Annotated in this window: 19 protein-coding genes; 13 read left to right on the top strand and 6 right to left on the bottom strand. The window is 65.6% G+C overall.

Going from position 1 to position 26,037, the window contains the following annotated elements:
• The first annotated feature begins 6 nt into the window (after positions 1 to 6).
• The 11 genes from F3J45_RS12550 (at position 7) to F3J45_RS12500 (ending at position 15,258) form a co-directional block, all read left to right on the top strand.
• Positions 7 to 1,311: a DotU family type VI secretion system protein gene (locus tag F3J45_RS12550; protein ID WP_167062607.1), complete on the top strand. Its 1,305-nt coding sequence runs from the start codon at positions 7 to 9 to the stop codon at positions 1,309 to 1,311.
• A complete protein-coding gene (gene tssM, locus F3J45_RS12545) occupies positions 1,308 to 4,814 on the top strand; it encodes a type VI secretion system membrane subunit TssM (protein ID WP_167062604.1) in 3,507 nt (1,168 codons plus the stop codon). The genes F3J45_RS12550 and tssM overlap by 4 nt, the downstream gene beginning before the upstream one ends.
• The gene (gene tagF / locus F3J45_RS12540) at positions 4,811 to 5,473 is read left to right on the top strand and encodes a type VI secretion system-associated protein TagF (protein ID WP_167062601.1); all 663 of its coding nucleotides are present in this window, start codon (positions 4,811 to 4,813) and stop codon (positions 5,471 to 5,473) included. Before tssM ends, tagF begins: the two co-directional genes overlap by 4 nt.
• Positions 5,470 to 6,192 (top strand): PP2C family serine/threonine-protein phosphatase, encoded by a 723-nt coding sequence (locus F3J45_RS12535; RefSeq protein WP_167062598.1) that lies wholly within the window; start codon positions 5,470 to 5,472, stop codon positions 6,190 to 6,192. Before tagF ends, F3J45_RS12535 begins: the two co-directional genes overlap by 4 nt.
• Positions 6,189 to 9,119, top strand: a complete 2,931-nt coding sequence (locus F3J45_RS12530; protein WP_167062595.1) for a serine/threonine-protein kinase — start codon at positions 6,189 to 6,191, stop codon at positions 9,117 to 9,119. Before F3J45_RS12535 ends, F3J45_RS12530 begins: the two co-directional genes overlap by 4 nt.
• Complete coding sequence (locus F3J45_RS12525) at positions 9,119 to 9,835, top strand: ABC transporter ATP-binding protein (protein WP_167062592.1); 717 nt, start codon at positions 9,119 to 9,121, stop codon at positions 9,833 to 9,835. The genes F3J45_RS12530 and F3J45_RS12525 overlap by 1 nt, the downstream gene beginning before the upstream one ends.
• Positions 9,835 to 11,037 carry an FtsX-like permease family protein gene (locus F3J45_RS12520; RefSeq protein WP_167062589.1) on the top strand — a complete coding sequence of 401 codons (1,203 nt, stop codon included), beginning with the start codon at positions 9,835 to 9,837 and terminating at the stop codon, positions 11,035 to 11,037. Before F3J45_RS12525 ends, F3J45_RS12520 begins: the two co-directional genes overlap by 1 nt.
• Positions 11,030 to 12,838: an SUMF1/EgtB/PvdO family nonheme iron enzyme gene (locus F3J45_RS12515; RefSeq protein ID WP_167062586.1), complete on the top strand. Its 1,809-nt coding sequence runs from the start codon at positions 11,030 to 11,032 to the stop codon at positions 12,836 to 12,838. The genes F3J45_RS12520 and F3J45_RS12515 overlap by 8 nt, the downstream gene beginning before the upstream one ends.
• A gap of 73 nt (positions 12,839 to 12,911) precedes the next feature.
• Positions 12,912 to 13,817: a type VI secretion system-associated lipoprotein TagQ gene (gene tagQ, locus F3J45_RS12510; protein ID WP_167062583.1), complete on the top strand. Its 906-nt coding sequence runs from the start codon at positions 12,912 to 12,914 to the stop codon at positions 13,815 to 13,817.
• A 113-nt stretch (positions 13,818 to 13,930) separates the two neighbouring features.
• On the top strand, positions 13,931 to 14,836 hold the full coding sequence (locus F3J45_RS12505; RefSeq protein ID WP_167062580.1) for an NAD synthetase: 906 nt from the start codon (positions 13,931 to 13,933) through the stop codon (positions 14,834 to 14,836).
• Positions 14,836 to 15,258, top strand: coding sequence for a hypothetical protein (locus tag F3J45_RS12500; RefSeq protein ID WP_167062577.1), 423 nt, complete (start codon positions 14,836 to 14,838; stop codon positions 15,256 to 15,258). Before F3J45_RS12505 ends, F3J45_RS12500 begins: the two co-directional genes overlap by 1 nt.
• Here F3J45_RS12500 and F3J45_RS12495 read toward each other — a convergent pair.
• On the bottom strand, positions 15,255 to 16,634 hold the full coding sequence (locus F3J45_RS12495; RefSeq protein WP_167062574.1) for an ATP-binding protein: 1,380 nt from the start codon (positions 16,632 to 16,634) through the stop codon (positions 15,255 to 15,257). The genes F3J45_RS12500 and F3J45_RS12495 overlap by 4 nt on opposite strands.
• A 1-nt stretch (position 16,635) precedes the next feature.
• Positions 16,636 to 17,352 (bottom strand): response regulator, encoded by a 717-nt coding sequence (locus F3J45_RS12490; RefSeq protein ID WP_167062571.1) that lies wholly within the window; start codon positions 17,350 to 17,352, stop codon positions 16,636 to 16,638.
• Positions 17,353 to 17,490: 138 nt separating this feature from the next.
• Between F3J45_RS12490 and F3J45_RS12485 the strand changes: the two genes are divergently transcribed.
• Positions 17,491 to 19,788, top strand: a complete 2,298-nt coding sequence (locus tag F3J45_RS12485; RefSeq protein ID WP_167062568.1) for a TonB-dependent siderophore receptor — start codon at positions 17,491 to 17,493, stop codon at positions 19,786 to 19,788.
• Between the two features lie 21 nt (positions 19,789 to 19,809).
• Here F3J45_RS12485 and narL read toward each other — a convergent pair whose 3' ends face one another.
• A complete protein-coding gene (gene narL, locus F3J45_RS12480; protein WP_167062565.1) occupies positions 19,810 to 20,448 on the bottom strand; it encodes a two-component system response regulator NarL in 639 nt (212 codons plus the stop codon).
• Between the two features lie 579 nt (positions 20,449 to 21,027).
• Here narL and narJ point away from each other — a divergent pair.
• Positions 21,028 to 21,645 carry a nitrate reductase molybdenum cofactor assembly chaperone gene (narJ, locus tag F3J45_RS12475; RefSeq protein WP_167062562.1) on the top strand — a complete coding sequence of 206 codons (618 nt, stop codon included), beginning with the start codon at positions 21,028 to 21,030 and terminating at the stop codon, positions 21,643 to 21,645.
• A 1-nt stretch (position 21,646) separates the two neighbouring features.
• Here narJ and F3J45_RS12470 read toward each other — a convergent pair whose 3' ends face one another.
• The 3 genes from F3J45_RS12470 to F3J45_RS12460 form a co-directional block, all read right to left on the bottom strand.
• Positions 21,647 to 24,163, bottom strand: a complete 2,517-nt coding sequence (locus tag F3J45_RS12470; RefSeq protein ID WP_167062559.1) for a TonB-dependent receptor — start codon at positions 24,161 to 24,163, stop codon at positions 21,647 to 21,649.
• 100 nt (positions 24,164 to 24,263) lie between these two features.
• Positions 24,264 to 25,238, bottom strand: coding sequence for a FecR domain-containing protein (locus F3J45_RS12465; RefSeq protein WP_167062556.1), 975 nt, complete (start codon positions 25,236 to 25,238; stop codon positions 24,264 to 24,266).
• Entirely contained in the window at positions 25,235 to 25,750 is a 516-nt protein-coding gene (locus F3J45_RS12460) for a sigma-70 family RNA polymerase sigma factor (protein WP_167062553.1), read from the bottom strand. Before F3J45_RS12460 ends, F3J45_RS12465 begins: the two co-directional genes overlap by 4 nt.
• Positions 25,751 to 26,037: the final 287 nt, after the last annotated feature.

Here is a 26,037-nt window from a genome sequence, read left to right as displayed (position 1 = left end):
GCCACAATGCAATCGGATGATCCGCAGGCGTTCGACCGCACCCAATTCATGCCGCGCCCCGGTGGCCGCGCTGCGCAGGCCGCGCCAGCTCAGGGCGCTGCGGCGCCTTTGAACGTTCCCGCCGAACCGCTGGCCGCCGGCCAAGCCCAGGGCCTCAACCCGCTGGAGCAAGCGGCCGGCCCCTTGCTGGCGCTGCTGACGCGCCTGCGCAACACCATCGCCCACCCGGCGCCGGCCAGCCTGCGCGCACAGCTGCTGGCCTACCTGCGCCAGTTCGAAGAGCGTGCCGAAGCCGCAGGCGTCGCCCGCAACGAGGTGCTGCTGGCGCGTTACAGCCTGTGCACCGCCCTTGACGAAGCGGTGCTGAGCACGCCTTGGGGCAGTGCCAGCGACTGGGGCAAGCAGAGCCTGTTGATCACCGTGCACAACGAAGCCTGGGGGGGCGAGAAGGTCTTCCAGCTGCTCGAACACTGCCTCCAGAGCCCCCGCGAGCGCCTGCACCTGCTGGAGTTGCTGTACCTGTGCACCAGCCTCGGCTTCGAAGGACGCTACCGGGTAATGAGCGGCGGACGCGCCCAGCTCGATGCCTTGCGCGAGCGTACCGCGGCTGCCATCCGCGCCGCCCGTGGCGAGCGCGAGCGCGAGTTGTCGCCGCACTGGCGTGGGGTGTCCGTGACCCGCGACCGCCTGGCCCAGTTCCTGCCGCCCTGGGTTGGCCTGGCCCTGGCCCTGGCGTTGCTGCTGCTGTTGCTGCTGGGCCTGCGGCTGAAGCTGGCCAGTGATGCCGAGCCGGTGTTTCGCGGTATCCACGCCCTGGGCGAGATCCCGGTGCAGGCCATGGACCGCCCGGTGGTTCAGCCCAAGCCTGTGGAGCGCCCGCGCCTGGCGGGCTTTTTGGCCGACGACATCAAGGCCGGCCGGGTTGCGGTGCAGGACGCGGTGGACCGCTCGGTGGTGACCATTCGCGGTGATGAGCTGTTCGCCTCGGCCAGCGCCAGCATCAAGGATGACTTCCAGCCGCTGATGCTGCGCATTGCCGAGGCCGTGGCCAAGGTCAAGGGCAACGTCAAGGTGACCGGCCACAGCGACAACCAGCGCATCGCCACCTTGCGCTTCCCGTCCAACTGGGCGTTGTCCCAGGCCCGCGCCGAACAGGTCAAGGAGCTGCTCGCTGCGCGTACCGGCCAGCCAGGGCGCTTCACTGCGCAGGGGCTGAGTGACACCGAGCCGCTGGCGTCGAACGACAGCGCACAAGGCCGGGCGAAGAATCGCCGGGTTGAAATCACCGTGCTGGCGGAGGGTGTGGAGTGAAGGCGTTCTTGAACATCGTCGTGCGTTGGCTGATCCCGCTGCTGGGGCTTGTCGCCCTGAGCCTGATCATCTGGTACGTCGGCCCGCTGCTTGACGCGCTGGCACCTGCGGCCCCGCGTTGGGCACTTATCATCCTGCTGTTCGCGCTGTGGCTCGGCTACCGTGCCTGGCGCATCCTGCAGGCTCGCCGGCAGGCGGCGAAGGTGCTGGAGAGCCTGGCGGCAGAAACCCCGCCGGACCCCGCCAGCGTGGCCACTGCCGAGGAGCTGGCAACCTTGCGCCAGCGCATGCTCGAGGCCGTGGCGCTGCTGAAGAAGGCGCGCCTGGGCGGCGACCAGCGGCGCAACCTCTACGAACTGCCGTGGTACGTGATCATCGGCCCACCCGGTTCGGGCAAGACCACCGCGCTGGTCAATTCCGGCCTGCATTTCCCACTGGCTGCGCAATTGGGCGAAGGCGCAGTGCGCGGGGTGGGGGGGACGCGCAACTGCGACTGGTGGTTCACCGACCAAGCGGTGCTGCTCGACACCGCCGGGCGCTACACCACCCAGGACAGCCATGCACAAGTCGACAAGGCGGCCTGGCTGGGCTTTCTCGACATGCTCAAGGCCCAGCGCGCGCGGCGGCCGATCGATGGTGCGTTCATCGCCATCAGCCTGTCCGACCTGTTGCTGGGCAGCGATGCCGAGCGCGCGGCCCATGCGGCGGCGATTCGCACGCGTATCCAGGAACTGTACAGCCAGTTGGGGGTGCGCTTCCCGATCTACCTGATGCTGACCAAGCTCGACCTGGTACCGGGTTTCATGGAGTTTTTCGACGACCTGGGCAAGGAAGAGCGCGCCCAGGTCTGGGGCATGACCTTCGCCCTGGATGAGGGCCAGCAAGGGGATGGCCCGCTGGCCAGTTTCGCCAGCGAGTTCGCCCTGCTTGAACAGCGCCTCAACCAACGCCTGGTGGAGCGCCTGCAGCAGGAACGTGACCCGTCGCGCCGCGACCTGGTGTACGGGTTCGTGCAGCAGTTCGCCGCACTGCGCGGCAACCTGCAGGCGTTTCTCCAGGGCGTATTCAAATCCAATGCCTTCGAGGCGAGGGCATTGCTGCGCGGGGTGTACTTCACCAGTGGCACCCAGGAAGGCAGCCCTATCGACCGGCTGATTGGCAGCATGGCGCAGAGTATGGGCCTTGACCGTGCGCACCTGGCGCGGCAGAACGGCAGCGGGCGTAGCTACTTCATCGAGCAGTTGTTCAGTGCCGTGGCCTTCGCCGAGCGCGGCCTGGTCGGCAACGACCCGAAGGTCGAGCAGCGGCGCAGGTGGATCGCCCGTGGCGCCCTGGCCCTGAGCGTGGCGTTGATACTGGTGGTCGGCACCCTGTGGGCACTGAGCTACCGGGCCAACCAGCAGTACATTGCCGACGTCGATAGCCGTCTCAAGCCGCTGGGCCAGAGCGTCCAGTCGCTGAGCCCGGCGCAGCGCAGCGTGATCGACGTGCTGCCCCTGCTCAACAGCGTGCGTCACCTGGCGGGCGACCCACCAGGCTGGGCCCAGGGCCTGGGCCTGTTCCAGGGCGACATGCTCGAAGGCGAGGCCGACAGCGTCTACCGCAAGCTGCTGATTGCCGTATTCGCCCCGCGCCTGGTCACTCGCATCGAGGAGCAACTGTACGCCGGCGGCCCATCCGATTACCTGTACGAAGGGCTCAAGGCCTACCTGATGCTGGCTGATGGCGAGCACTACGATGCCGACTTCATCAAGGCCTGGATCACCCTCGACTGGGAGCGCCAGCTGCCCCGTGACCTGGCGCCCGACGTGCGTCAGGCACTGGAGCAGCACCTGGCGGCGCTGTTCGACAAGCGCCCGCCGAATGCCCGGCTGGACCAACGCCTGATCGACGACACGCGCCGCCAGCTGCAACAGCTGCCGGTGGCCCAGCGGGTGTACGACCGGGTCAAGCGCCAGAAACTGCCCACTGGCGTCAGCGATTTCCACGTCAGCGATGCTGCTGGCCGTGATGCCGCCTTGGTGTTTCGCTTCAAAAGTGGCAAGCCATTGAGCGAGCCTTTGCCCGGGCTGTTCAGTGTCGAGGGTTACCGCAAGGCATTTCTCGCCGCCAGCCTGGCGCAGAGCACCACCCTGGCCGAAGAACGCTGGGTGCTCGGCCGCGCGCCGGGTGAGGCAGGTGATGCCAAGCGCCTGGCAGACGATGTGCTGCAGTTGTACTACCAGGATTACATTCGCCAGTGGGATGCGCTGCTGGCGGACCTCGACTTCGTACCGATCACCAGCGTTGGCCAGGCGGCGGATGTGCTGCGGCTGCTGTCTGGCCCGACCTCGCCGCTGAAGAAGCTGTTGCAGGCCGTGGCCAAGGAAACCAACCTGCAGCAGCCGGGCACCCTCGACCAAGCCAAGGCCAAGGCCGAGCAGGCTGGTGTCGACCAGTTGCGCCAGCGCCTGGGTGGGTTGCTCGGCGACACCCCGCTGGCCAGCGATAACCCCGCTGCCCGCGAGGTCGACCCGGTCACCGCACACTTCGCCGAACTGGCGGCGTTGGTCGATGGCGGCGAAGGCCAGCCCGCAGCCATCGATGGCCTGCTCGGCGACCTGAATGCGTTGTATGTGCAGGTCAGCGCCATGGTCGGTGCCAGTGGTGATGCCCTGCTGGGCGAGGCCAAGAACCAGGCCCAGGCTGCAGCGCAGCGCGTGGCGCTGGGCGCTGCGCGCCAGCCGGCGGTGGTGCAGAACCTGGTCAGCTCGGTGCTCGGCGCCACCCATGGCTTGGTGATGGGCGGTGTGCGTAACCAGCTCAACGCGGCCTGGACCAGTGAGGTGGTCAACGTCTATCGCCAGTCCCTCAGTGGCCGCTACCCCTTGGTGGCTGGCAGCGCGCGTGACGCCACGCTGGAGGATTTCGGCCAGTTCTTCGGCGTTGGCGGGGTGATGGACAACTACTTCCGCAAATACCTGCAGCCCTACGTCAACACGGCCAGCACACCGTGGAGCTGGCAGCCGGGTGCGGCGCAGAAGCTGGGCATCAATGCCGGCGTGCTGCATACCTTCCAGCGTGCGGCGACCATCCGCGACGCCTTCTTCCGCAACACCAGTGGCCTGCAGCCAGGCGTGCGCTTCGAGCTCAAGCCCGTGGCGATGGATGCCAGCATCACCCAGTTCCTGCTTGACCTCGATGGCCAGCAGGTCAGCTACGACCACGGCCCGAGCCGCCCGGTGGCGCTGCAGTGGCCCAACCCCAACAGCATCGGCGTGGTGCGCTTGTCGATCTCGCCGCCGGCCGCCAGCGGCCGCTCAGGGGTGACCTTGGAAGGGCCATGGGCGTGGTTCCGCCTGCTCGACCAGTCCGACCTGGTGGCCGGCAGTTCGCCGGAGCGTTTCAACCTGCGTTTGCGCGTGGATGGCGCCAGCGTGTCCTACGAGCTGCGTGCCAGCAGCGCGTTCAACCCGTTCCGCAGCCGAGTGGTCAGCGGTTTCAGCCTGCCGGAGCATCTGTGAACGACGTGGGTTTCTACGGAAAACTGGCCTGCCGGGGCGACTTCGTCAGCCGCGGCCTGCCGCAAGGGTTCATCAAGCCATGGGACCAGTGGCTGGCAGCAGGCCTGCAAGCCAGCCAGCAAGCACTGGGCGAGCGCTGGCTGCAGGCCTATCTGGTGAGCCCGTTGTGGCGCTTTGCGCTGGCGCCCGGGGTGTGTGGCGTGGATGCCGTGGTGGGCGTCTTGATGCCGAGCATCGACAAGGTTGGCCGGTATTTTCCGCTCACCGTGGCCCAGGTGCTGGCCCCGCAGCAACCCTTGGCAGCGCGGGTGGCCGGGGCCGAGGAGTGGTTCGAATCCGCTGAAGCTGCCCTGCTGGGCACACTCGAACCTGCTGCCAGCTTCGAGGGCTTCGAGGCGGCCCTGCCAGCACCTTCGCGTAATCCAATACCCCCGCTGCAGGACGAGCCGCGGGTGACCGTGGGTGGTTTGCAGCGGCTGGACGCAACCACGCCACAGGGGCGGGCGATGGCCCTGGCCGAATGTGCCTGCGCAGGCATGAGCCTGTGGTGGGGACGGGGCTGCGAACATATTCCAGCGGGGCTTATGCGCTGCGCCGGCTTGCCGCGCAGCGAAGATTTTGCCGATTTCCTGCTGGGTAATGAGGGGCAGCTTGCATGACTGACATGCATTACAAGGCAGCCAGCTACAGCCATGTCGGCATGGTTCGCAAGATCAACGAAGACGCCTGCCTGGAGTTGACTTGGGATGGCCTGTGGGCGGTGGCCGATGGCATGGGTGGCCATGCCGCAGGCGACTACGTCAGCAGCCTGGCGGTCGACAGCCTGCGCCAGCTGCCGATCATCCACGGCCTTGGTGATGTCGCCCAGGCGGTGCGCGACACCCTGGCCCGGGTCAACGGCAGCGTGCGGGCCGAAACCAGCCGCCGCGGCGTGGCGATGATGGGCAGCACCGTGGTGGTGCTGGCAGCCCGTGGCGCGCAGGCGATCGGCCTGTGGGCGGGCGATAGCCGCCTGTACCGCTTGCGCGACGGAAAACTCGAGCGCCTTTCCCATGACCACAGTTATGTCCAGGAGCTGCAGGACAGCGGTTTGCTCAGTGAAGCCGAGGCCAGGGTGCACCCGCGCGGCAACATTGTCACCCGTGCCATTGGCGTCGAGGACCACCTTGAGCTGCAGGCCGTGGACCTGCAAGTGGCACCGGGCGATACCTACCTGCTGTGCAGCGACGGCCTGAACAAGACCGCCGAAGACCACGAGATCGCCGATGTGCTGGGCCACGCCGACCCCTATCAGGTGGTCCGCAGCTTGGTACACCTGGGGCTGACCCGTGGCGCCCCCGACAACATCACCGCAGTGGTGGTCAAGGCGAACCCATGAGCACCCAGAGCATGCAGATACCCGGCTTCGACATCGACAGCGAAATTGGCCAAGGCGCCATGGCCAGCGTCTACCTGGCCACCCAGCGCTCGCTGCAGCGCAAGGTGGCGCTGAAGATCATGGCGGCGAGCCTGGCTGCCGACCCCACGTTCTGCGAACGCTTCCTGCGCGAAGGACGCACCCTGGCGCGGCTGTCGCACCCGCACATCGCCACCATCCACGACATCGGCAATGTCGGTGAGTTGTACTACATGGCCATGGAGTACCTGCCCAGCGGAACGCTCAAGGAGCGTATCGCCGCAGGCCTCACGCCTGGACAGGGGCTGGTCTACGTGCGCCAGATCGCCCAGGCGCTGGGCTATGCCCACGCCCAAGGGCTGGTGCACCGTGACGTGAAACCGGCCAATATTCTGTTCCGTGCCGATGGCACCGCAGTGCTGTCGGACTTCGGCATCGCCAAGTCACTGGATGACCGCACCCAGTTCACCCAGGCCGGTTTCGCCGTGGGTACGCCAAGCTACATGAGCCCGGAACAGGCGCGCGGCATGGACATCGACGGCCGCGCCGACCTGTATGCGCTGGGCGTGGTGCTTTACGAGATTCTGGTTGGCGAGCTGCCGTACCGGGGTACCGACGCGCTGTCCACGGCCCTGGCACACCTGACCCAACCGCTGCCGGAACTGCCCATCGAGCATGGCCAGTACCAGGGCATTCTGCGTGGGCTGCTGGCCAAGGAGCCCGAGGCGCGTTTCACCGACGCCGATGCCGTGCTCGCTGCGCTTGACCAACTCAAGGCCCCGGCCATCGCGCCTGCCGTTGAGCCGGAGCACACCTTGGTGCGCCCGCTGCCGGTCACGCCACAGGTTGCTCCCCAGGCGCCTGCAGCGCCGGCCTCCAGCAAACCGGCCAAGGCCGTGCTGGCGCTGGCTATCGCTGCGGCGCTGGGCTTGGGCGGGGCGTTCTTCTGGTTGTCCAAGGGCGACAGCCCGCCTGCCTCGGACACATCGGTGGCACAGGCCCCGGCTACCCATGAACGGGCATCGACGCCCCCGGTCGCCGCCTCGCAGGATGGCCGCCCATTGCTGATGCCCGGCAAGCAGACCTTGTTCCAGCGCGTGCTGACCAAGCCCGACGCGCAGCTGTTGGCGCAGCCTGGCTTGGCCGAAGGCAAGCCTTTGCCGGCGTTCTCCGTGCTCTACGTCTACCAGCGCAAACAGGTCGATGGCCAGGACTGGCTTGAAGTGGGCGCCGCCAGCGACGGCCAGCGCGAGGGCTGGCTGGCCGCCGCGCAGGCCAGCGACTGGAAGCAGAGCCTGGTGCTCAAGTTCACCGAACGGTCCGGGCGAGCGCCGATGATGTTCCTGCGCCAGGCCGATGATGTGCAGCGCCTGCTCGACGACAGCGGCAAGGCCCGCGAAGTGCTGCAGCAGGCCCAGCGCAGCCCCGACCAGGTGCCCCAGGTCATGGCCCTGGAGCCTGCGGCCAGCGCCGTGCCGCAGAATCAGTTCTACCTGATGCCGATTTTTGACTACCGGGAAAGCTTCGATGCCGACGGCCAGCCGGTGCAGTTGCTCAACATCGCCTCGATCGACCCCGGTAGCGACGTGCGCAGCCCGCAGCCACAAGCGGCGGGCGTGGCGGCTGCTGGCGACAACGCGTTTCGCACCGGCATCGTGCTGGTGGTGGATACCTCGGTGTCGATGCAGCCTTACATCGATCGGGTACGCCAGGTGGTGAGTGAGCTGCAGCAGCAACTGGCAAGCCGTGGCGAGCTGGGCAGCGTCAGTTTCGGCCTGGTGGGCTTTCGCAACAGCGTCAAGCGCACGCCTGGCCTTGAGTACCTGAGCAAAACCTTGGTCAACCTTGATGAAGGCCGTGATCCGGCACGCTTTCTCAAGGCGGCCGAGCAGGTCAGGGCGACCCAGGTTTCCAGCCACTCGTTCAACGAAGATGCCTTCGCCGGCGTGATGCAAGCGGTCGATGGCATGGACTGGTCCGGCTACGGCGGGCGCATCATCCTGCTGGTCAGCGATGCTGGCGCGCTGCGCAAGAACGACCCGTTCAGCAGCACGCAAATGAACGAGGCGCAGGTGCGTGAGGCGGCGTTGAGCAAGCAGATCAAGATCTACGCACTGCACCTGCGCACCCCGGCCGGGGTGAGGAACCATGCCTCGGCCGAAACCCAGTACCGCGTGCTCACCGCCGACAGCAACCCACGCATCGGTGACCTGTACGTGGGTGTGCCGGGCGGTGAGGTGGGCGCATTCGGCGAGCGGGTGCGGGAAATTAGCTCGACGTTCGCCGAGCTGGTGCACCAGGTGCGCAACCGTCAGCCTCAGCCGGTGCCGCTGCTGACCACAGGTGCGAGCCTGGCGGCCAAGTCCCAGGCCATCGGTTATGCCATGCACATGGACTTCCTCGGCCGCCATGGTGCCAGCCAGGCGCCCCAGCTGGTCAGTGCCTGGACCGCCGACCGCGACCTGACCAACCCGGCGCTGCCGAGCCTGCAGGTGTGCGTGATGCTGACCAAGCTGCAGCTCAACGACCTGCAGCAATCGCTGAAGCTCATCGTCGATGCTGCGCGCAAGACCCGCAGCTCGCCGGGCGACTTCTTCAACGAAATCGCCAGTGCCAGTGCCTACATGAGCCGCGACCCGGGCGCCCTGCGCAAAGGTGCCAACCTGGCCCAGGGCGGGGTGTTGGGCGAATACCTCGATGGCCTGCCGTACCGTAGCAAGTCGCTGGGCATGACCCAGGACCTCTGGCTGTCGCTGTCGGTGGCCGAGCAGGAGGACTTCATCGATGAGCTGGACTCGAAGATCCGCCTGTACGAAACCTTCCACAACGACATGGCCAACTGGGTGCGCTTCGGCAATGCCGAACCGGGCGACGCCCTTTACCGTGTCCCGCTGTCGACGCTGCCGTGATGCTTGGCCTGAACGGGGTGCGCAAGACGCGCGGGCAGGGGGCACAGCGTTACAGCCTGCACATCGACAGCCTGCAGTTGGCTGCGGGTGAGCGTGTGGCGCTGGTTGGCCCCAGCGGTTGCGGCAAGAGCACCTTGCTCGACCTGCTGGCCCTGGTGCTGGCGCCCGATAGCGCCGAGCGCTTCGAGTTGCAGGTGGCTGGCGCCCGGGAAGATATCGCCGGCCTCTGGCGCCAGCGCCAGATCGACCGCCTGGCGGCCCTGCGCAGCAGGCACCTGGGCTATGTGCTGCAGGCTGGCGGGTTGCTGGGGTTCCTGGACGTGCGCCGCAATATCAGCCTGCCCCGCCAGCTGCTGGGCCTGGCCGATGACGGCAGCATCGAACGGCTGGCCGGCGCGTTGGATGTACAGGACCAGTTGGCCAAGAAGCCTGCGGCGTTGTCCCTCGGCCAGCGCCAGAGGGTCAGTTGCGCCCGGGCGCTGGCCCATGCCCCCGGGCTACTGCTGGCTGACGAGCCTACCGCTGCGCTGGACCCGCTCAATGCCGGGCGGGTCATGCAGCTGTTGCTGGGGGAAGCGGCGGCGCGGCGGGTGACCTGCGTGATCGCCACCCATGATGAAGCGCTGGCACGTGATGCCGGGTTGCGCGTACTGCGCATGGCGTGCCAGCGCGACAGCGATGGCGGCGTCACCGCAAACCTGGAGCAGGCCGCCTGATGCGCCCGCTGCTAATTGCCGGGCTGGCCTGGCAGGACTATCGCAACGATGCGCGCCTGTCGGCGTGCAGTGTGCTTGCGTTGGTGGCAGTGATCGCGCCGTTGCTGGTGCTGTTCGGCCTCAAGTTCGGCCTGGTCGGCAGCCTGACCGAGCGCCTGCAGCGTGACCCGGGTGTGCGCGAGGTCATTCCTCTGGGGGGTGGGCGCTTCCAGGCAAGCTTTATCGAAGAGCTGGCGCAACGCCCCGAAGTGGCCTTTGCCATACCGCGTACGCGCCAGATTGCTGCCACCGCCGAATTGCTGCTGCCCGCCCAGGGCCGTGGGGTGACCGTGGAGATGCTGCCGACCGCTGCGGGTGACCCGCTGCTTCAGGGCGTGAAACCGCCTGCTGGCGCAGGCCAAGTGGTGCTCAGCTACACCGCGGCGGAAAAACTCGGAGCCAAGGCCGGCGATACGCTGCAGGCCAGCTTCAGCCGCCAACAGGCGGGCCAGGTGCAGTGGCGCCAGACGCCGCTGCAGGTGTCGGCCGTGCTGCCCTTGTCAGCGTTTGAGCGTGATGGGCTGTTTGCGCCACTGGAATTGCTCGAAGCGGTCGAGAACTACCGCGATGGCCGCGCCGTGCCAGCCCTGGGCTGGCCTGGCGAGGCCGAAGCCGACCAGGGGCAGCGGGTTTACCCGGCGTTTCGGCTGTACGCCCGTGAGCTGAATGATGTCGAGACGCTGCGTCAGTTCTTTGCCGAGCGCCGCTTGCTGGTGTCGACCCAGGCGGCGCAGATCGCCCAAGTGCAGTCGCTGAGCCGCAACCTGGGGCTGGTGTTCTGGATCATCGCCACTCTGGCCGTGGCCGGCGCCGTGGCTGCGGTTGCCGCCGGTGCGGTAGCTGCAGTGGAGCGCAAGCAGCGCGAACTGGCGGTGCTGCGCCTGTTGGGTTTTGGTACGGCGGCGTTGTTGTTGCTGGTGATGCTGCAGGCACTGTTCAGCGGCCTGCTGGCCGCCGCCTTGGCCGCCTTGCTGTACTTGCTGGCCGAATACGGCCTGAACCGGCTGTTCATGCAGACGCCTGGCGAGTTCGCCAGCCATCTGCTGCCCATGCACTACGTCTATGCGCTGACCCTCGTGCTGCTGGCCAGCACCGGCGCCGCCGCCCTGGGTGGCTGGCGGGTTGTGCGTATCGATGCCTGCCAAGGAATCCGTGATGTCTGACCTTCGCATCGGGGCAGCCGCCCTGGTATTGACCGCTCTTGGCCTGGCCGGCTGCTCGCCGGCCGATGGCGACGACCAACCCAAGGCCAGGGCCGAAGCGCCGGCTCAGCCCCAGGCTCATCCCCAGCCCCAGGCAGCTGGCCCAGTGGACACTGGCAAGCTGGACAACCCCAAGCCGCTGCCAGGTGATGTCAGCCTGCCGTTGCCCTGTGGTGGTGAGCTGGTGCTGCGTAGCGTGTACGTGCTGGCCCAGGGCAGCCTGGACGATCGAGAAATCAGCCTTGGCTACCCCTTCAGCGAGGGCGAAGCGGGCTACAAGCAGTCGTTCATTTCCGGCTACCGGCGTGATTTCATCAATGGCCAGTTCAGCCTCGCGGACCTTGCACCGCAGTGGCGCAAAGCCGTGGCCCCGCTGTTGCCCAACGTCGAGGCGGGCAGCCCGCTCAAGCCGATGATGTACTTCATCGGCAAGTACGAAGTAACGGCCCGCCAGTACGCCCAGGTGATGGCCCAGGCGCAAGCGCTGGCCGATGGCGACGTGCAGCCCGCCTGCCAGGCAGACACCAGCCAGGCGGGGCGCTTGCCCAAGGTCAAGCTGTCGCGCTTTGAGGCCGAACGTTTCGCTGCGGTCTACAGCGCCTGGCTGATGAAGCACCACCGCGACCTGCTGCCGGTCAGTGGCCGCGGCAGCAGCGCCGAGGATGGCGGCGTCGGCTTCGTACGCCTGCCCACCGAAGTGGAATGGGAATTCGCTGCCCGTGGCGGCTCGGCGGTTAGCCGCCAGGAACTGGAAGGGCGCCTGTTCCCGCGCAAGGCAGAGGGCGCCGAGGGTGACGGCCCGCTGGCCGACTGGGCGGTGTTCAACCAGGTTGCCGGTGGCACCGGCCAAGCCGCGCGGCTGATGCCCATCGGTACCCGCTTGCCCAACCCGTTGGGGCTGTTCGATGTGATCGGCAACGCGGCCGAGATGGTCCAGGAGTCGTTCCAGTTGGTGCACGCCGGCCGCCGTCAGGGCGCCTACGGCGGCTTTGTGGTCAAGGGCGGCAACTACCTCGAAGGCGAGGGCACGCTGTTCACCGGCATGCGCCGCGAGTACCCGCTGTTCGCGGCCGACGGCACCGAGCAGCGTAACGAAACCACCGGTTTTCGCGTGGCGATCGGTGCCTTGTCGGCGCCGCGTTCGCGCTACCAGGAACTGTTCGATCAATGGCAGAAGGAAGGCCGCCTGGCCAGCCTGACCGACGACATCGACGCCGCCCAGGACCCGACCAAGCGCCTGGACAGCATCATTGCCGCCACCCCAGACCCGCGCCAGCAGGCCGAATTGGGGCTGGTCAACGAAGAGCTCAAGCGCAGCGTCTCGCTGATCGCCCGCCAGCGCGAGGAAGCCGCCGGCAACCTGATCCAGTCTGCCGCGTTGGTGGCTGAAACCATCAACAACTACAACATCCGCCTGACCAACCTGAGCAACACCCAGGCCCAGGCCAAGGCCTCCGGCGACCAGACCAGCGCGCGCATGTATGGCGCGGCCATCGCCAATGGCCGCGCCGCGCTCGATGGCGCGGTGGCGATCTACATCGACAACCTGGCCAGCGGTGCGCGCTACACCGATGCGGTGATACAGGCGCAGTTCCAGCAGGTGAAGGAAGAACTCAATCGCAAACCGGTGCTGGGCAACAGCCTCATGGCCCGCGCCACCCTGTTCGTCCGCCACGTCGGGGAGTACCGCCAGAACCGGCGGGCCGATCCGGCGACGATCCTCAAGGAGCTACTGGCATCGGCGGCCCCTCGGTCCCCCTGACAGCAGCTTCCCATGACCTACCCCGGGAGGCATGACGCCCCCGGTCCGACCCACCCAAGTGAGAAACCTGAACATGTTCAGCCGAAAATCCAAGATCAACGCTTCCCAGGCCCGTACCGCCCTGCTGCTGGCCGCAGGCTTCAGCACCGTGCTGCTCGGCGGCTGCGCCAGCTCGCCTGTGGCCAAGGTCGGTGCCACGACCAAGGTCGAGTACTACCCAAGCTGCTACGAGCCTGTTTCCCACCTGCGTTCCACCGACGGTGACATGACCCGTTCGGTGGCCAGCGGCGCGGTGATCGGCGCACTGGGCGGGGCCCTTACCGGTGCCTTGGTCGACAAGGAAAACCGTGGCCGCAACGCCGCCATCGGTGCTGCCGGTGGCGCCTTGGTGGGTGGGGCCGCTGGTTACTACACCGAGCGCCAGAAGCAGATCAGCGACGACAAACAGCGCATAGCTTCGTACGCCAGCGACATCGACAAGAGCGCGGCTGACCTGGACCGCACCACTGCCTATGCCAAGGCTTCGCAAAGCTGCTACCAGCGTGAGTTCACCAGCCTGATCGAGGGCCGCAAGGCCAACCGCATCAACGATACCGAGGGGCGCAAGCGCCTGGCCGAGATCGTTTCGGGCCTGCAGGAATCGAACAAGCTGCTGACCGCGGTCAACGGCCGCCTGGGTGAAAACCTCGACAACTACACCCAGGCCTACGAGCAAGACCTCAAACAGGTTGGCGTGCAGCGTACCGAGGTGGCTGCGGTAGCCGCGCCTGCTGCAAGCACTGGCAAGAAGGCCGCCGCCAAGAAGGTGAACAAGGCCGTGCCGCAAGAGGCCGTGGCCACTGAGAAGACCCTGCAGAACGCTACCAGCAAGAAGGCCCAGGCCCAGCAGGTGGCCAATGCCGGTGCCGACCAGGTGAACAAGATGTGCCGCAGCCCCGATATGGGTGACTGGGCTCCGGTGCCTTGCCCGAACGTCTGAGTGAACCACGCCTCGCGCCGTGCGCGGCGTATCGCAAGCTTTGCTCGTTCCTGCCGCCCCGTGCAGGAGCGAGCGCAGCTCGCCGTCAGCCTTTTGCCCATGGAAAGTGATTCATGACCGATATCCTGGCCAACCCGCTTGGCAGTACCTCGCAGTTCCTGGCGCGTCAGCGCATCGAGGGGCTGCTCGACAAGCAGAAGTTGTTTGCCGCCATCGACGCCGACCCGGGCATTGTGGGCGCCGGTGTGGTGTTCATCGATGCCAAGTACAACGTCGTGGTGCTGCGTGAGTTTCGACCGATTTGCAGCATCCGGCCCAAGCGCCTGATCCTGCGCGAAATCAACCGCTACGTAACACCTGCCCAGTTCACCGAGCAATTGCAGAACAACCCGCGTGAATCGAAAGTGCTCAAGGAGGCGGGCAATGCGGCCCTGGCCTGCGCCGGCGCGTTCATTTCCTGGTGGGTGGTGTTCAGTGGCACCATCGCCGTACCGTTCACCGCCGGCACCAGTGCAGTGTTGACCTACATCAGCATTGGCGCCGCCGTGTCCAGCGGCTTGCAATGCGTCAATGGCGCCGTGCGCACCGTGGCCGAGGTGGCGGCCCCGGAGTTCAACGACCGGCTCGATGGCAACGAGTACTACACCGCCACCAGCACTGTCCTCGACTACATCGCGCTGATGGGGGTGGGCGTGAGCGGGCTGACTACCGTCAAGTACCTTCAGGTACACAAGGCTGCCACCGGGCGCAGTTGGTATGAGCTGGCCAAAAGCCTCAGCCGCCAGCAGCGCAAGGCGCTCACCGATGAATTGCTGTCGATCCAGAACCCAGCCCTCAAGCCCAAGCTGCTGAAGTTGGAGCAAGCTGCGGGCAACTTGCCCAAACGCTACACGCCGACCCAGATCAGCCATGCCACCAAGACCCTGGTACACGACAGTGTGGGCGCGGTGCTCGGCTTGGCTGGCAGTGGCACGGTGCAGCAAAGCATCGCCATCGGGTTATTCGAGGAGCAGGAGTGATGCTGGGGTTCAGCGATTTTCGCGCCTTTATGGCGCGTTACTTCCCCATCTTCATGCTGGGGTATTTTCTCTGCGTGCTGGCCATCGCGGTGTCGACCGTACTGTGGGTCAGCACTTTTTGGCGGCGTAACCCGGACAGCCCGTTCTACATGATGGCCTGCGCCGCAGTGCTGTCGTTGTTGCTGACGTTCGGCCACTACCTGATGGTTCGAGGGGTCAGCTGGTCACTGTGGGCCACGCTACCGGTGCCCGGTGTTGCCTTGCTGATGGGCTTGAGCCTGATTGGTGCGGGCAGCAACATGCTTGTGCTGGGCTTTGTCCTGGGGTTGCCATTGCTGGCCTTGCTCACGTTCAACAGCACCCGGCACCGGGAAATGCGCCAGCGCCTGGTGGCACTGCGCCAAGCGCGCCAGCAAGGCTAGGCGCCGCCATGGCGTGGCAGCAACACGCTGACCCGCAAGCCGCCGCCCTCGCGGTTGTGCAGCAGCAAGGCACCGCCGTGGCTGCTGGCGATGCGCTGGGCGATGCTCAAGCCCAGGCCATAGCCGCCCGAGGCCTGGTTGCGTGAGCCCTCGCCGCGCACGAACGGGTCGGTGATGGTCGCCAGCAAGGCCGGGGCGATGCCCGGGCCGCGGTCGTCGATATGGATGTACACGCCGGTCAGCGCGGTTTCCAGGGTCACCGACACCTGCCTGGCATAACGCAGGGCATTGGTCAGCAGGTTTTGCAGGCAGCGCTGCAGCAGCAAGGCATCGACCCACAAGGTGCCGCCCTTGCCCTGTACCGGCAAGGGTTCGGCCGGGGTGGCCAGGTCGGCGCACAGGCGTGCCACCAGGCGGTCGAGGTCAACCTGCTGCAGGTTCTGCTGCTCGCCGGCACGCAGGTAGTCGAGCACCTGGCCGATCATGCCGTCCATCTGCGTGATGTTCTGGCGCAGGCGCTCGCGCTGCTCATCGTCGGGCAGGCGTTCCAGGCGCAGGCGCATGCGCGTCAGCGGTGTACGCAGGTCGTGGGACACGGCGGCGAGGAAGTAGGCCTTGTCGTTGAGCATGGCGATCAGGCGTTGTTGCATGGCATTGAACGCCTGCGCGGCCTGGCGTACTTCCTCGGGGCCGTCGAGGGCCAGTGGCGCCTGCTCCAGGTTGCTGCCCAGGCCCCGCGCCGCATCGGCCAGGCGCCGCAACGGGCGCAGGCACAGGCGCACGGCAACCAGGCAGACCAGCAGCACGGCGACAATACGCAGGGCGTACACCCGCAGCAGGTAATCGCTGATCAACACCCAGGCCGACTCACCGCTCCAGCCTTGCAGTTCCTGGCCGTCGATGGTCAGCCAGTGGCCGTCGGCCAGGGGCACGGCGAATTCGATATGGGCCTGGGCGGTGCGCAGGCCGAACAGGCTGCGCCAGACGATTGGCCGGCCCAACTCGTCGGTCAGTTGCACCTTCAACAGGCGAACGTCCTGGGCGTGGCCCAGTTCGTACTTCAGCGCCTGGTGCAGCAGCAGTTCGACCCGGCGCCGCCCGCGGCGCTGGTCGTCTTCGCTGGCGGGCAGTTGCTCGGCGCAGCGCAGGTGGTAATGGGCCGGCACCTTCACGCGGCCTGCGTGGCAGTTGGCCTGGGCAATCAGCGGCGCGCTGCGCGCTGCAATCAGCCGCACGGGCGCCTCCAGCACCTGGGCGAAGCGCACGTCGAACCAGATGCTGCTGGACATCAGCTGGATCACCAAGGTGCCGCTGACCATGATCAGCAGCAACTGGCCAAACAACGTGCGCGGCCACAGGCGGCGAAGCCAGCGCATTTCAGCCGTGCGCCTCGGCGCGGGCGATGCTCAGCAGGTAGCCTTCGTTACGGATGGTGAGGATCTGCGCCGCACCGTTGGGTGCGTGGCGCAGTTGCTGGCGCAGGCGGCTGATGCACATGTCCACCGAACGGTCGTCGGGGTGGTGCTCGCGGCCGAATGCGCTACGCGTGAGCTGGTCGCGCGACACCACACGGCCCTTGGCTTCGAGCAGTTCATGCAGAACCCGGTAGTCGGAACGGGGCAGGGTAAGGGCTTCGCCGTCAGGGCGGATCAGCAGGCGCTTGACCGCATCCAGGCTGAAACCGCTGAAGTGCCGTGCCTCGGCGGCAGGCTCGGCATCTTTATCCAGGCGCTGCGGGCGGCGCAGCACGGCCTTGATGCGGGCGATCAGTTCACGCGGCTCGAAGGGTTTGGCCAGGTAGTCGTCGGCACCCACTTCCAGGCCGATGATGCGGTCCAGGGTGCTGCCCTTGGCCGACAGCATGATTACCGCGAGCCCCGGCGTGGCCTGCAGTTGCCGGCACAGGCTCAGGCCATCCTCGCCAGGCAGCATGAGGTCGAGCACCACCAGCTCGACCTTGGCGTTGGCCAATTGCTCGCGCATCTGCTCGCCATCGGCCGCCGCCAACACTGTGTAGCCCGCATCGGCCAGGTAATCGCAGAGAAGTTCGCGGATCTCGTCGTCATCATCGACGACAAGCAGGGTCGTGCTCATCGGGAATACACCTGTAGGGGAGGGCGGCTGGCGCTGGTTACGTTCTATTACATGCCCGTACATGCCGGCCATGGAGCCTGGTGGGCGGATGCCTAGAATCCTAACAAAAAATCATCTGCGAATACGAAGCCTTCCCAAATGAATCATAAACGCATCATCAACGACGTCTCTGGTACTACTCGCGGCGGCAGCCGCCTGCACCCCCTGGCCTTCTGCGTTGCCGTGGCCGTCAGTGGCGCGGCGGTTGCCGCCGACAGCAAGCCCCTGGAGCTGGACGCCACGCAGATCGAGGACAGCGCGCTGGTATCGGCAGATGAAACCGGCCAGCTCGGCTATACGGTGGAAAGCACCCGCAGCTCGACAGGCCTCAAGCTTACGCCGCGGCAAACCCCGCAGTCGGTGACTACCATCACCCGCCAGCAGATGGACGACCGCGCTGTGCATTCCATCGAGCAGGCCCTGGACACCACGCCAGGGGTGAGTTCCAGCAAGTCCGAAGTGGGTGGGCGCACCGACTTCCGCGCCCGCGGTTATTCGATCAGCAACTGGAAGGTCGATGGCCTGCAGTTCCAGGGCGGCTCGGATTTCAATGGCGGCGGCAATGCCCTGAACATGGACCTGTACGAGCGCATCGACATCGTGCGTGGCGCCAACGGCCTGCTCGGCGGCACCGGCGACCCGTCGGCCACCGTCAACCTGATTCGCAAGGCACCCACTAAAACCTTTGGCGGCAGCGCCTATGCCACCTACGGCAGCTGGGACAAGCGCCGCCTGGGCGCCGACCTGAACCTGCCGTTGTCCGAAGATGGCCGCCTGCGCTCGCGCTTCGTGATGACCCAAGGCGACGCCAACTCGTTCCGCGACAACCAGTCCGAGCGCTCGCGCGCGGCCCTGGCCAACTTCGAATTCGACATCGACGATGCCACCACCCTCGGTGCGGGTTACCAGTACGAGTACAACAAGGTGGTTGGCGGTGGCTGGGGCGCCAACATCCCCATCTGGTACCGCGACGGCAGCAAGACCGACCTGCCGCGCAGCACCAACGTGGTGCCGAGCTGGAGCTTTGGCGAGTACACCACCCGCACCGCGTTTGGCTCGCTGCAGCACCGCTTCGACAATGACTGGAGCCTGGACCTGAAAGCGGCCCAGAGCACGTCGGATGTGCTCAACCACCGGGGCCTGGCCAAGGTCAACTCGGCTGGCCGTGGCAGCTATGGCGGCTACTGGGACCAGGATGGCGGTGGCGCGGTGCTCAACGGCTTGCACAGCTCCAGCGACACCACCCAGCAATCGGCCCAGATCGACCTGTCTGGCCCGTTCCAGTTGTTCGGCCGTACTCACCAGGCCATGGTGGGTTACAACGACAGCCGCACCGTGGCCTGGTCGCCGCAGTACACCTGCACCATGGTCGGCGATGGCCGGGCCAGCGCACCGTCGCTGGGCTGCCAGTTCCGCGCCAACAACGGCTTGCCGATCAGCGACTGGCGCAATGGCGTGGACAGCGACTACGACATGATCGCCTCGCGCACCGGCCTGCACAGCAAGACCACCACCCGCCTGCAAGGCATGTACGCCGCTACCCGCCTGAGCATCACCGACCCGCTGTCGGTGATCGTCGGCGTGCGCACCACCGATTACTCGGCAACCACCCGCAGCGTGGCCGGCGTGCGCAGCAACCAGCAGAACAACGGTATCGTCACGCCTTACCTGGGCGCGGTGTACGACCTCAACGACACCTATTCGCTGTACGCCAGCTACACCGACATCTTCAACCCGCAAACCGCCGAAACCGAAAGCGGTACCAAGGTTGAGCCGATTCGTGGGCAAAGCTACGAAACCGGCATCAAGGGCGCCTGGCTGGACGGCCGCCTGAACGCCTCGGCGGCTTATTTCCGCACCAAGCAGGAAAACAAGGCCGTGCTCGACGATGGCCTGACCACGCCAACCGGCGGCGATGCCTACAAGGCCGGCACCGGCCAGGAAACCGACGGTATCGACCTGGAAATCGCCGGCGCCCTGACGCCGAACTGGAACGTATATGCCGGCTACACCTACCTGCACTTCCGCCGTGTCGACAGCGATGGGCGCAGCGACCCATCGCACCTGTTCAAGGCTTCGACCACCTATCGCCTGTCGGGCCCGCTCGATCGCCTGACCCTGGGCGCCGGGGTCAAGGCCCAGAGCAACATCCGTGCAATTTCCAGCCCGGCGGGGCAGCCGGTGAACGGTGTGAGTGCGGGCGCGTCGGACGTGAACTGGTCGGGGTATGCCATCTGGAACGCCATGGCCAAGTACCAGGTAACCGACGACACGGCGGTGAGCCTCAATGTGGATAACCTGTTCGACAAGCATTACTACACCCAGTACGGGTTCTATGCCGGGGCGATCTACGGGGACCCACGCAACATGTCGCTGACGGTCAGCACGGCGTTCTGACCTGATGGGCGCAGGCTGGGGTTAGCGCAGGTTTTCCAAGGCCCAGACGGCTGCGACTACCCGTGAGCGCAGCCCCAGCTTGTGCAGCAGGTGCTTCACATGCACCTTCACCGTGCCTTCGGTAATCCCCAGCTTGTTGCCGATCATCTTGTTGCTAAGGCCGGCGGCAATCATCTTCAGCACCTGCCGCTCGCGCTCGGTCAATTCCTGTGAACTGGCCGGGCTCGGCGGGCGTAGGGCCTGGGCCAGTACGCTGGCAAGCGACGGGCTGACGACCAGCCCTCCCGCCAGTACCTCACGCAGTTGCCCGATCAGCAGCGCTGGCTCCATGTCCTTGAGCAGGTAGCCATTGGCGCCGTAGCGCAGGGCGTCACGCACGTCTTGCTGGGCATCGGACATGGTGAACAGCAGGATAGGCCCGGCATAGCCGTTTTCGCGCAGGCGCTTGAGCGCCGCCACGCCATTGAGTTGCGGCATGTTGTTGTCGAGCACCAACAAGTCCGGCAGCAGTTGCTCGGCCATGGCGCAGGCCTCCAGGCCATTGCCGGCTTCGCCGACCACCACCAGGTCGCTCTCCAGTTCAATCAGCTGACGCACGGCGCGGCGCATCATGGGGTGGTCGTCGGCCAGCAACAGGGTGTAAGGGGCAGCAGCGGTCATGGTGAGGCCTAGGCGTGAGAGTGGCGCAGAAAACCGGGCGAGATGCTGCTCGCGCACGGGCGTCGGCCATTATTCAGCTGCGCACGCAGTGCGTCGCTGGCCGGCTGGAGAGTTGGGAATTTTCCCTGCTCTGCATCAGGTTTTGCAGACAACTTATTTGTCGTTTCAGGGCGGGAAGATGGTTTTCAGCCCGTTTCACGGGCGCCTACCTACAAAGAAGTCGACGGCCGCGAATGCAGCGTCAAAGGATCATGGGATACGCATGCAACTCATTGGTTTACCTGGGTAAACCGGTTTCTCCCTGACCTACCTCCTTGGGGGTAGATGCCTGCTGGGTGCGCCAGGCGAGGGGTGGCACACCTTGATGCAGGTCAATCGTTCGCGCGCATCAGCCTCCTAGCCTGCTGCTGGCACGGTGAGGCTGAGAGGAGTCGAACATGGCCGCCGCCTGATCCTTGCTGATACAGCGGCCATGAACTGCTGCGGCCTGGGCAACCTGCTCATGCTCTGCGGATGCCTCGACCCCGCCGGCTTGCCATTGACCTAGACCAACATCGCCCAACCGTGGGGAAAATGAACATGCGTATTCTCAAGGTAATTGCCCTGCTGCTCGACTACCCCGACAAGGCGTTGGTCGAGGGCTGCCAGGCGCTTTCGACGGCGATCGACAGCGCCGTTGAGATCAACCCGGCGCAGCGCGCCGCCCTGCGCGGCCTACTGGACGATCTGGCCGGCAACGACAGTCCGGCTGTCGTGCAGGCGCGTCATGACCGCCTGTTCAAGGATGGCAGCGGCTTGTCGCTGCTGTTGTTCGAACAGGTGCCGGGCAGCTCACGCGACCGCGCGCATGCCATGGCTGAACTGAAGGCGCGGTACCAGCAAGCCGGCCTGGTAATCGCCGTCGGTGAGCAACCCGACTATATCCCGCTGTACCTGGAGTACCTGTCCACCTGCGATGGCCACACCGCCCAGGAATGCCTGGCCGATGTAGCGCACCTGCTGGCACTGCTGGCGGCCCGCCTGGAAGAGCGCGACAGCCGCTATGCCGCCTGCCTGCGGGCGTTGCTGCAGATTGCCGGGGTCAGCCCGCAACAGGTGATGGAAGCCGCCCGCGAGCGCGTGCTGCAAGAGCTGTGCGATGTGGGCGGGCTACAGGTTGCAGGCGCGGGCTTGCCCAGCCACCCACCGCAAGCCTGAATCAGAAGGTTCCTCTCAAGGTCAGCATGTAATTGCGCGGGTCACCGTAGAAGTTGCCATTCGCGGCACTGGAGACGGTTTGGTAATAGGACTTGTCGAACAGGTTGTTGGCATTGAGCGACACGCTCCAGTGATCATCCACGCGGTATTTCAACAGCGCGTTCCACACGGCGTAGCCACTTTGCTTGTAGTCGAAGGGGATATCCTTCTGGAGGATGTTGCCACTGCCATCCACCCGCACTGTGGTGCCGCTGACATACGTCGCGCTTTGCAGGTCGACCCCGCCGCCCACGGTCCAGTCTGAGAATTCCCCAGGCAGTTGGTAGGTGGTCCATACCTTGAACTGATGCTTGGGCGTGATGGTGCTCAGCGCCGTGCTGTCGGTCTGGTTCTTGTTGTAGTTGTAGACATAGCTGGCCATCAGGTTCCAGTCCTTGCGGATTTCACCCGAGGCTTCCAGCTCGATCCCCTTGCTGATGACTTTGCCCTGGTTCAGGTAGCAGCAGCTGCCGCCATACAGCACCGACGTCCTCGGGTAGTTGGTGTCTTCCACGGCGCCGTCTTCGCGCTTGGTGTAGAACAGCGCGAGGCTGGTGTTCAGGCGGCCATCGAACAATTCACCCTTGATACCCACTTCGGAGGTTTTGCCCGTCAAGGGTTCCAGCACGGCGTTACTGCCCACCGGCCCGAGCATGTAGCTTTGCTGGGGCTTGAAGATCTTCGAGTAACTGCCGTACAGCGACCACTGCTCATCGAGGTCGTAGATGGCGCCGAAGTAAGGCACGAAGCGCGTGGGTTCGCGCATGTCGATGTCGCTTTGCACCACGCCTGCGTTGGTATACACCTGCTGGAAGTGGTAGCGGGCTGCCCGGCCACCCAGAATGACCTTGAGCGGGTCGGCGACCTGCAGCGTCAAGCGCCCGTACAGGCCATATTGCTCCTGGGTGTTGGGGCTGTAGTCACGCGGGGTTTCCAACGAAATGGTGGTGGGTTTCCAGTAGCCAGGGTCGAAGACGTCGATGGGCACGCCGGTGCCGGTGAACACGCCTGCGCCCTGCCAGCGGCTGGTGACGCGCTGGTAGTCGGCACCCAACACGAACTGGTGCTCGCGGCCGAAGGCATCGAAGCTGCCCGACAGGTTGCTGTCGATCAGGTCCTGGCTGGTGGAGTAGACGTTGTAGCTGGCGCGCCACACAGGGCCTGCCAAGGTCGACGGGTTGACGGCATTGCCCGATACCGCTGCCAGCGCCTTGCCGGCATCACGGGTGTTGGTGTACGAGACGTTCAGCTTCCAGTCGTTGTCGAAGTAGTGGTCGAGCTTGGTGAAAATCTCCTGGGAGATGTTGTCCATGTACGACCAGTTCTGCCCCAGGTTGGTGTGCCGCGCCAGGCCGATGTCCTTGCCATTGCTGTAGCGCGGCAGGCCCAGTGCAGAATTGGAGTGGGTGCTTTCGTACATGCCGCCCAGGGTGAGGATGGTCTGTGGGCCGAGGTCTACTTCGAACACGCCGTAGATGGTGGGCTTTTGCGTGGCCAGTTTATCGGTGAAGTATTGCCGGTCGGTATAGGCCGTCACCAGGCGGCCGCGCACATTGCCGCTCTCGGTCAGCGGGCCGGTCACGTCGATTTGCGAGCGGTAGTTGTCCCAGGAGCCGGCGGCGGCTTCGAACTTCAACTGGAAGTCCGACAGCGGGCGTTTGCGTACCAGGTTGATTACGCCACCGGGGTCACCCACGCCGCCGAACAGTGCGCCCGAGCCGCGCAGCACTTCCACGTGGTCGAATTCGACGAGGTTGTACAAACGGCGCGAGTAGAAGCTGGTGGCCACCGATGACAGCGCCATGGGCGCGGCCCCGTCGATCTGGATGCTGTCGATGTTGAAGCCGCGGGAATAGAACTCATAGGTATCGCTGGTGGTTTTCTGCACCGTGACCCCGGGGGCCATTTTCAGTGCGTCCTGCAGGCTGGTGACACTGCGGTCTTCGATCAGCTGGCTGGACAACACCGATACCGATTGCGGCGTGTTGCGCAGGCTGGTGGGGCTTTTCGAGCCCACGCTGACCGCCCCTGTGGTGTAGGAGCCACTGTTCTCGGTCATCTCCCCCATGCCCTGGCCACTGACCAAGGTGCTGCCCAACTCCAGCGCCGTGCCACTCTGGGTGGCAACCGGGCCCAGCACCCAGTTGCCATGGGCCGCCTCGCTGGCACCCAGCCCCGAGCCCTGAAGCAGCACGCCCAGGCCCTGCTGGACGGTATAGTCGCCTTTCAGGGCAAGCGCGTGCTTGCCCTGGGCCAATGCCGGGTCGAACGACAGGTTGATGGCGGCAACCTGGGCAAAGGCATTGAGCGACTGCTCCAGGGTGGCGGCGGGCAGGTCGTAGTGGCGTGCTTGCGCCTGCTGTGCCTGCACGGTGCAAACCGGCAGCGCCACGCTCGCCGCGCTGGCTAGCAGCACGCCACGCAGTGCCAGGGCCAGGCGGGTGATGGGGACGGGGCGGGGTGAGAACGCGGATGACATGTGAATCGAGCTCCATTCGTTTGGCAGGGTCTTTTCCCTGTTTGCCGAAGTGCTCGGAAAAACCCGCAGCCTGATGTTCATTTTTTCTTGCGAAGGTTGCTCAACCCGCAACGACCCGGCGCCAGAACCGGGTAGCCCGCTCGATCTTCACTGGCATCGAGCCTGCCAGTGCATCCAATGCATGGTCGATGTCCTCCAGCTGAAAGACCCCGGACACCTTCAACCCGGCCACCTGGGGTGCACACAGGATCCAGCCGCGCTGATAGCGGGCCAGTTCGGCAACCAGCGCCTGCATCGGCATGCTGCGAACGACCAATTGGCCCCGGGTCCAGGCGCTGGCATCCATCTCGCCCACGGGCAGCCTGGAGCAGCCGTCGAGGCTGATCGCGTACTGTTCACCCGCATTCACCAACTGCTGGCGTATACCTTGGTGAATGACTACCTGGCTTTGCTCGACCGCAAGCCTGGTGTGGCTATCGCCCTGGCGAACAGCGAAAGCAGTGCCCAGTGCCTCCAGGCGCGCCTGGGCCGTGTGCACCCAGAAGCTGCGCCGCCCGGTGGGCGAGCCGCTGTCAGGCCCTGTCTCGATGAAAATCTCGCCTTGCACAAGCGTGACCAGGCGCTGGCTGTGGGTGAAGGCCACGTTCACTGCGCTGTCGGTATTGAGGTGCAGGCGGGAGCCGTCAGCGAGCATCACCGCCCGCCGCTCACCCACGGCGGTGCTGTAGTCCGCCCCCCAGCGCCGAACAAGCCCCTGGCTCTGCCAGCCCATACCGCCAATGAGCACACCGGTGCCCAGCAACTGCAGCAGCCGCCGCCGGCCCAACGGGTGATGCTGCATGCGCTCCAGGGTGGCGTGGGCGACCCCGCCGGGCATGTCCGACAGGCTGCTGAACGTCGCTTCATTGGCCTGCAATGCTTGCCAGGCCGCTTCGTGCAGCGGATGACGCTGGCGCCATTGCAGGCAGCCCTGGACAACCTGCTCGTCGGCATACCCCGACTGCAGGCGAACCAGCCACATGATCGCCTGATCGAGCACGTCGTCTGGTAATTCGGGGCGGGTAGCGCCGCTCATAGGGTGGCGAGATAGCAATGGCGTATCGCCTTTGCCATGTAGCTTTCCACCGACCGCAGGCTGACGCCCAACCGCTCGGCAATGTCCTTGTAGCCCAGCCCATCCAGCCGCGACAGCAGGAAGGCCTTGCGCACCTTGGGCGGCAAGCCGTCGAGCAAGGCGTCTACCTTGGCCAGGGTTTCCAGCAGGATCATCTGCGCTTCGGGCGAGGGCACCAGGGGCTCTGGCAGGTGGGCGATGGCATCCAGGTAAGCCCGTTCCACACGGTCACGGCGCGTGCGGTCGATGACCAATGCCTTGGCGATGGTGCTCAGCCAGGCCCGAGGCTGGTTGACGTCCTTCAGGCGCTCGGGTTTGCCGAGGACTTTGACGAAGGTGTCCTGGGCGAGGTCCGCGGCATTATCCCCTTGGCGCAGGCGTTTGCGTAGCCAGTCGACAAGCCAGGCGTGGTGCTCGGTGTAGAGGGCTTGGATGTCGGCTGGGGCTGAAGGCGGGGCGGTTGGTGAGAACACGGCGGGCCTTGGGGTTGGATGCGGATGAGAATTTTTCGCAATGCTATATGGAGGGGCGTGGGGATGACAAGCGGGGAGGGATACGGGTTGATATTCGTTTAATACCTTGGACCCATGCGAATTCGTAGACAGCACTACGGTATCGCCAAATTGGCTATATGTAAGCGATCCATAAACCCCACCCGTTAAATGAAGGACGGGGAAATCATGTATTCGAGTCGGGCACCTGCCCCGCTTGAGTCTTTAACCCGAACAACTGGTCAGCTAGCTGTCGGCCTCGCTCCAGC

This window comes from Pantoea sp. Ap-967 (genome assembly GCF_011752565.1).
GTDB lineage: Bacteria > Pseudomonadota > Gammaproteobacteria > Pseudomonadales > Pseudomonadaceae > Aquipseudomonas.
Note: the sequence above shows the minus strand (reverse complement) of the source record. Positions and strands in the feature narration are given on the sequence as shown.

Bases quoted from the DNA above. Each gene is read 5' to 3' on its own strand.
- F3J45_RS12550 (WP_167062607.1), top strand. From the start codon at position 7: ATGCAATCGGATGATCCGCAGGCGTTCGACCGCACCCAATTCATGCCG.
- F3J45_RS12535 (WP_167062598.1), top strand. From the start codon at position 5,470: ATGACTGACATGCATTACAAGGCAGCCAGCTACAGCCATGTCGGCATG.
- F3J45_RS12530 (WP_167062595.1), top strand. From the start codon at position 6,189: ATGAGCACCCAGAGCATGCAGATACCCGGCTTCGACATCGACAGCGAA.
- F3J45_RS12525 (WP_167062592.1), top strand. From the start codon at position 9,119: ATGCTTGGCCTGAACGGGGTGCGCAAGACGCGCGGGCAGGGGGCACAG.
- F3J45_RS12520 (WP_167062589.1), top strand. From the start codon at position 9,835: ATGCGCCCGCTGCTAATTGCCGGGCTGGCCTGGCAGGACTATCGCAAC.
- F3J45_RS12515 (WP_167062586.1), top strand. From the start codon at position 11,030: ATGTCTGACCTTCGCATCGGGGCAGCCGCCCTGGTATTGACCGCTCTT.
- tagQ (WP_167062583.1), top strand. From the start codon at position 12,912: ATGTTCAGCCGAAAATCCAAGATCAACGCTTCCCAGGCCCGTACCGCC.
- F3J45_RS12505 (WP_167062580.1), top strand. From the start codon at position 13,931: ATGACCGATATCCTGGCCAACCCGCTTGGCAGTACCTCGCAGTTCCTG.
- F3J45_RS12500 (WP_167062577.1), top strand. From the start codon at position 14,836: ATGCTGGGGTTCAGCGATTTTCGCGCCTTTATGGCGCGTTACTTCCCC.
- F3J45_RS12495 (WP_167062574.1), bottom strand. From the start codon at position 16,634: ATGCGCTGGCTTCGCCGCCTGTGGCCGCGCACGTTGTTTGGCCAGTTG.
- F3J45_RS12490 (WP_167062571.1), bottom strand. From the start codon at position 17,352: ATGAGCACGACCCTGCTTGTCGTCGATGATGACGACGAGATCCGCGAA.
- F3J45_RS12485 (WP_167062568.1), top strand. From the start codon at position 17,491: ATGAATCATAAACGCATCATCAACGACGTCTCTGGTACTACTCGCGGC.
- narL (WP_167062565.1), bottom strand. From the start codon at position 20,448: ATGACCGCTGCTGCCCCTTACACCCTGTTGCTGGCCGACGACCACCCC.
- narJ (WP_167062562.1), top strand. From the start codon at position 21,028: ATGCGTATTCTCAAGGTAATTGCCCTGCTGCTCGACTACCCCGACAAG.
- F3J45_RS12470 (WP_167062559.1), bottom strand. From the start codon at position 24,163: ATGTCATCCGCGTTCTCACCCCGCCCCGTCCCCATCACCCGCCTGGCC.
- F3J45_RS12465 (WP_167062556.1), bottom strand. From the start codon at position 25,238: ATGAGCGGCGCTACCCGCCCCGAATTACCAGACGACGTGCTCGATCAG.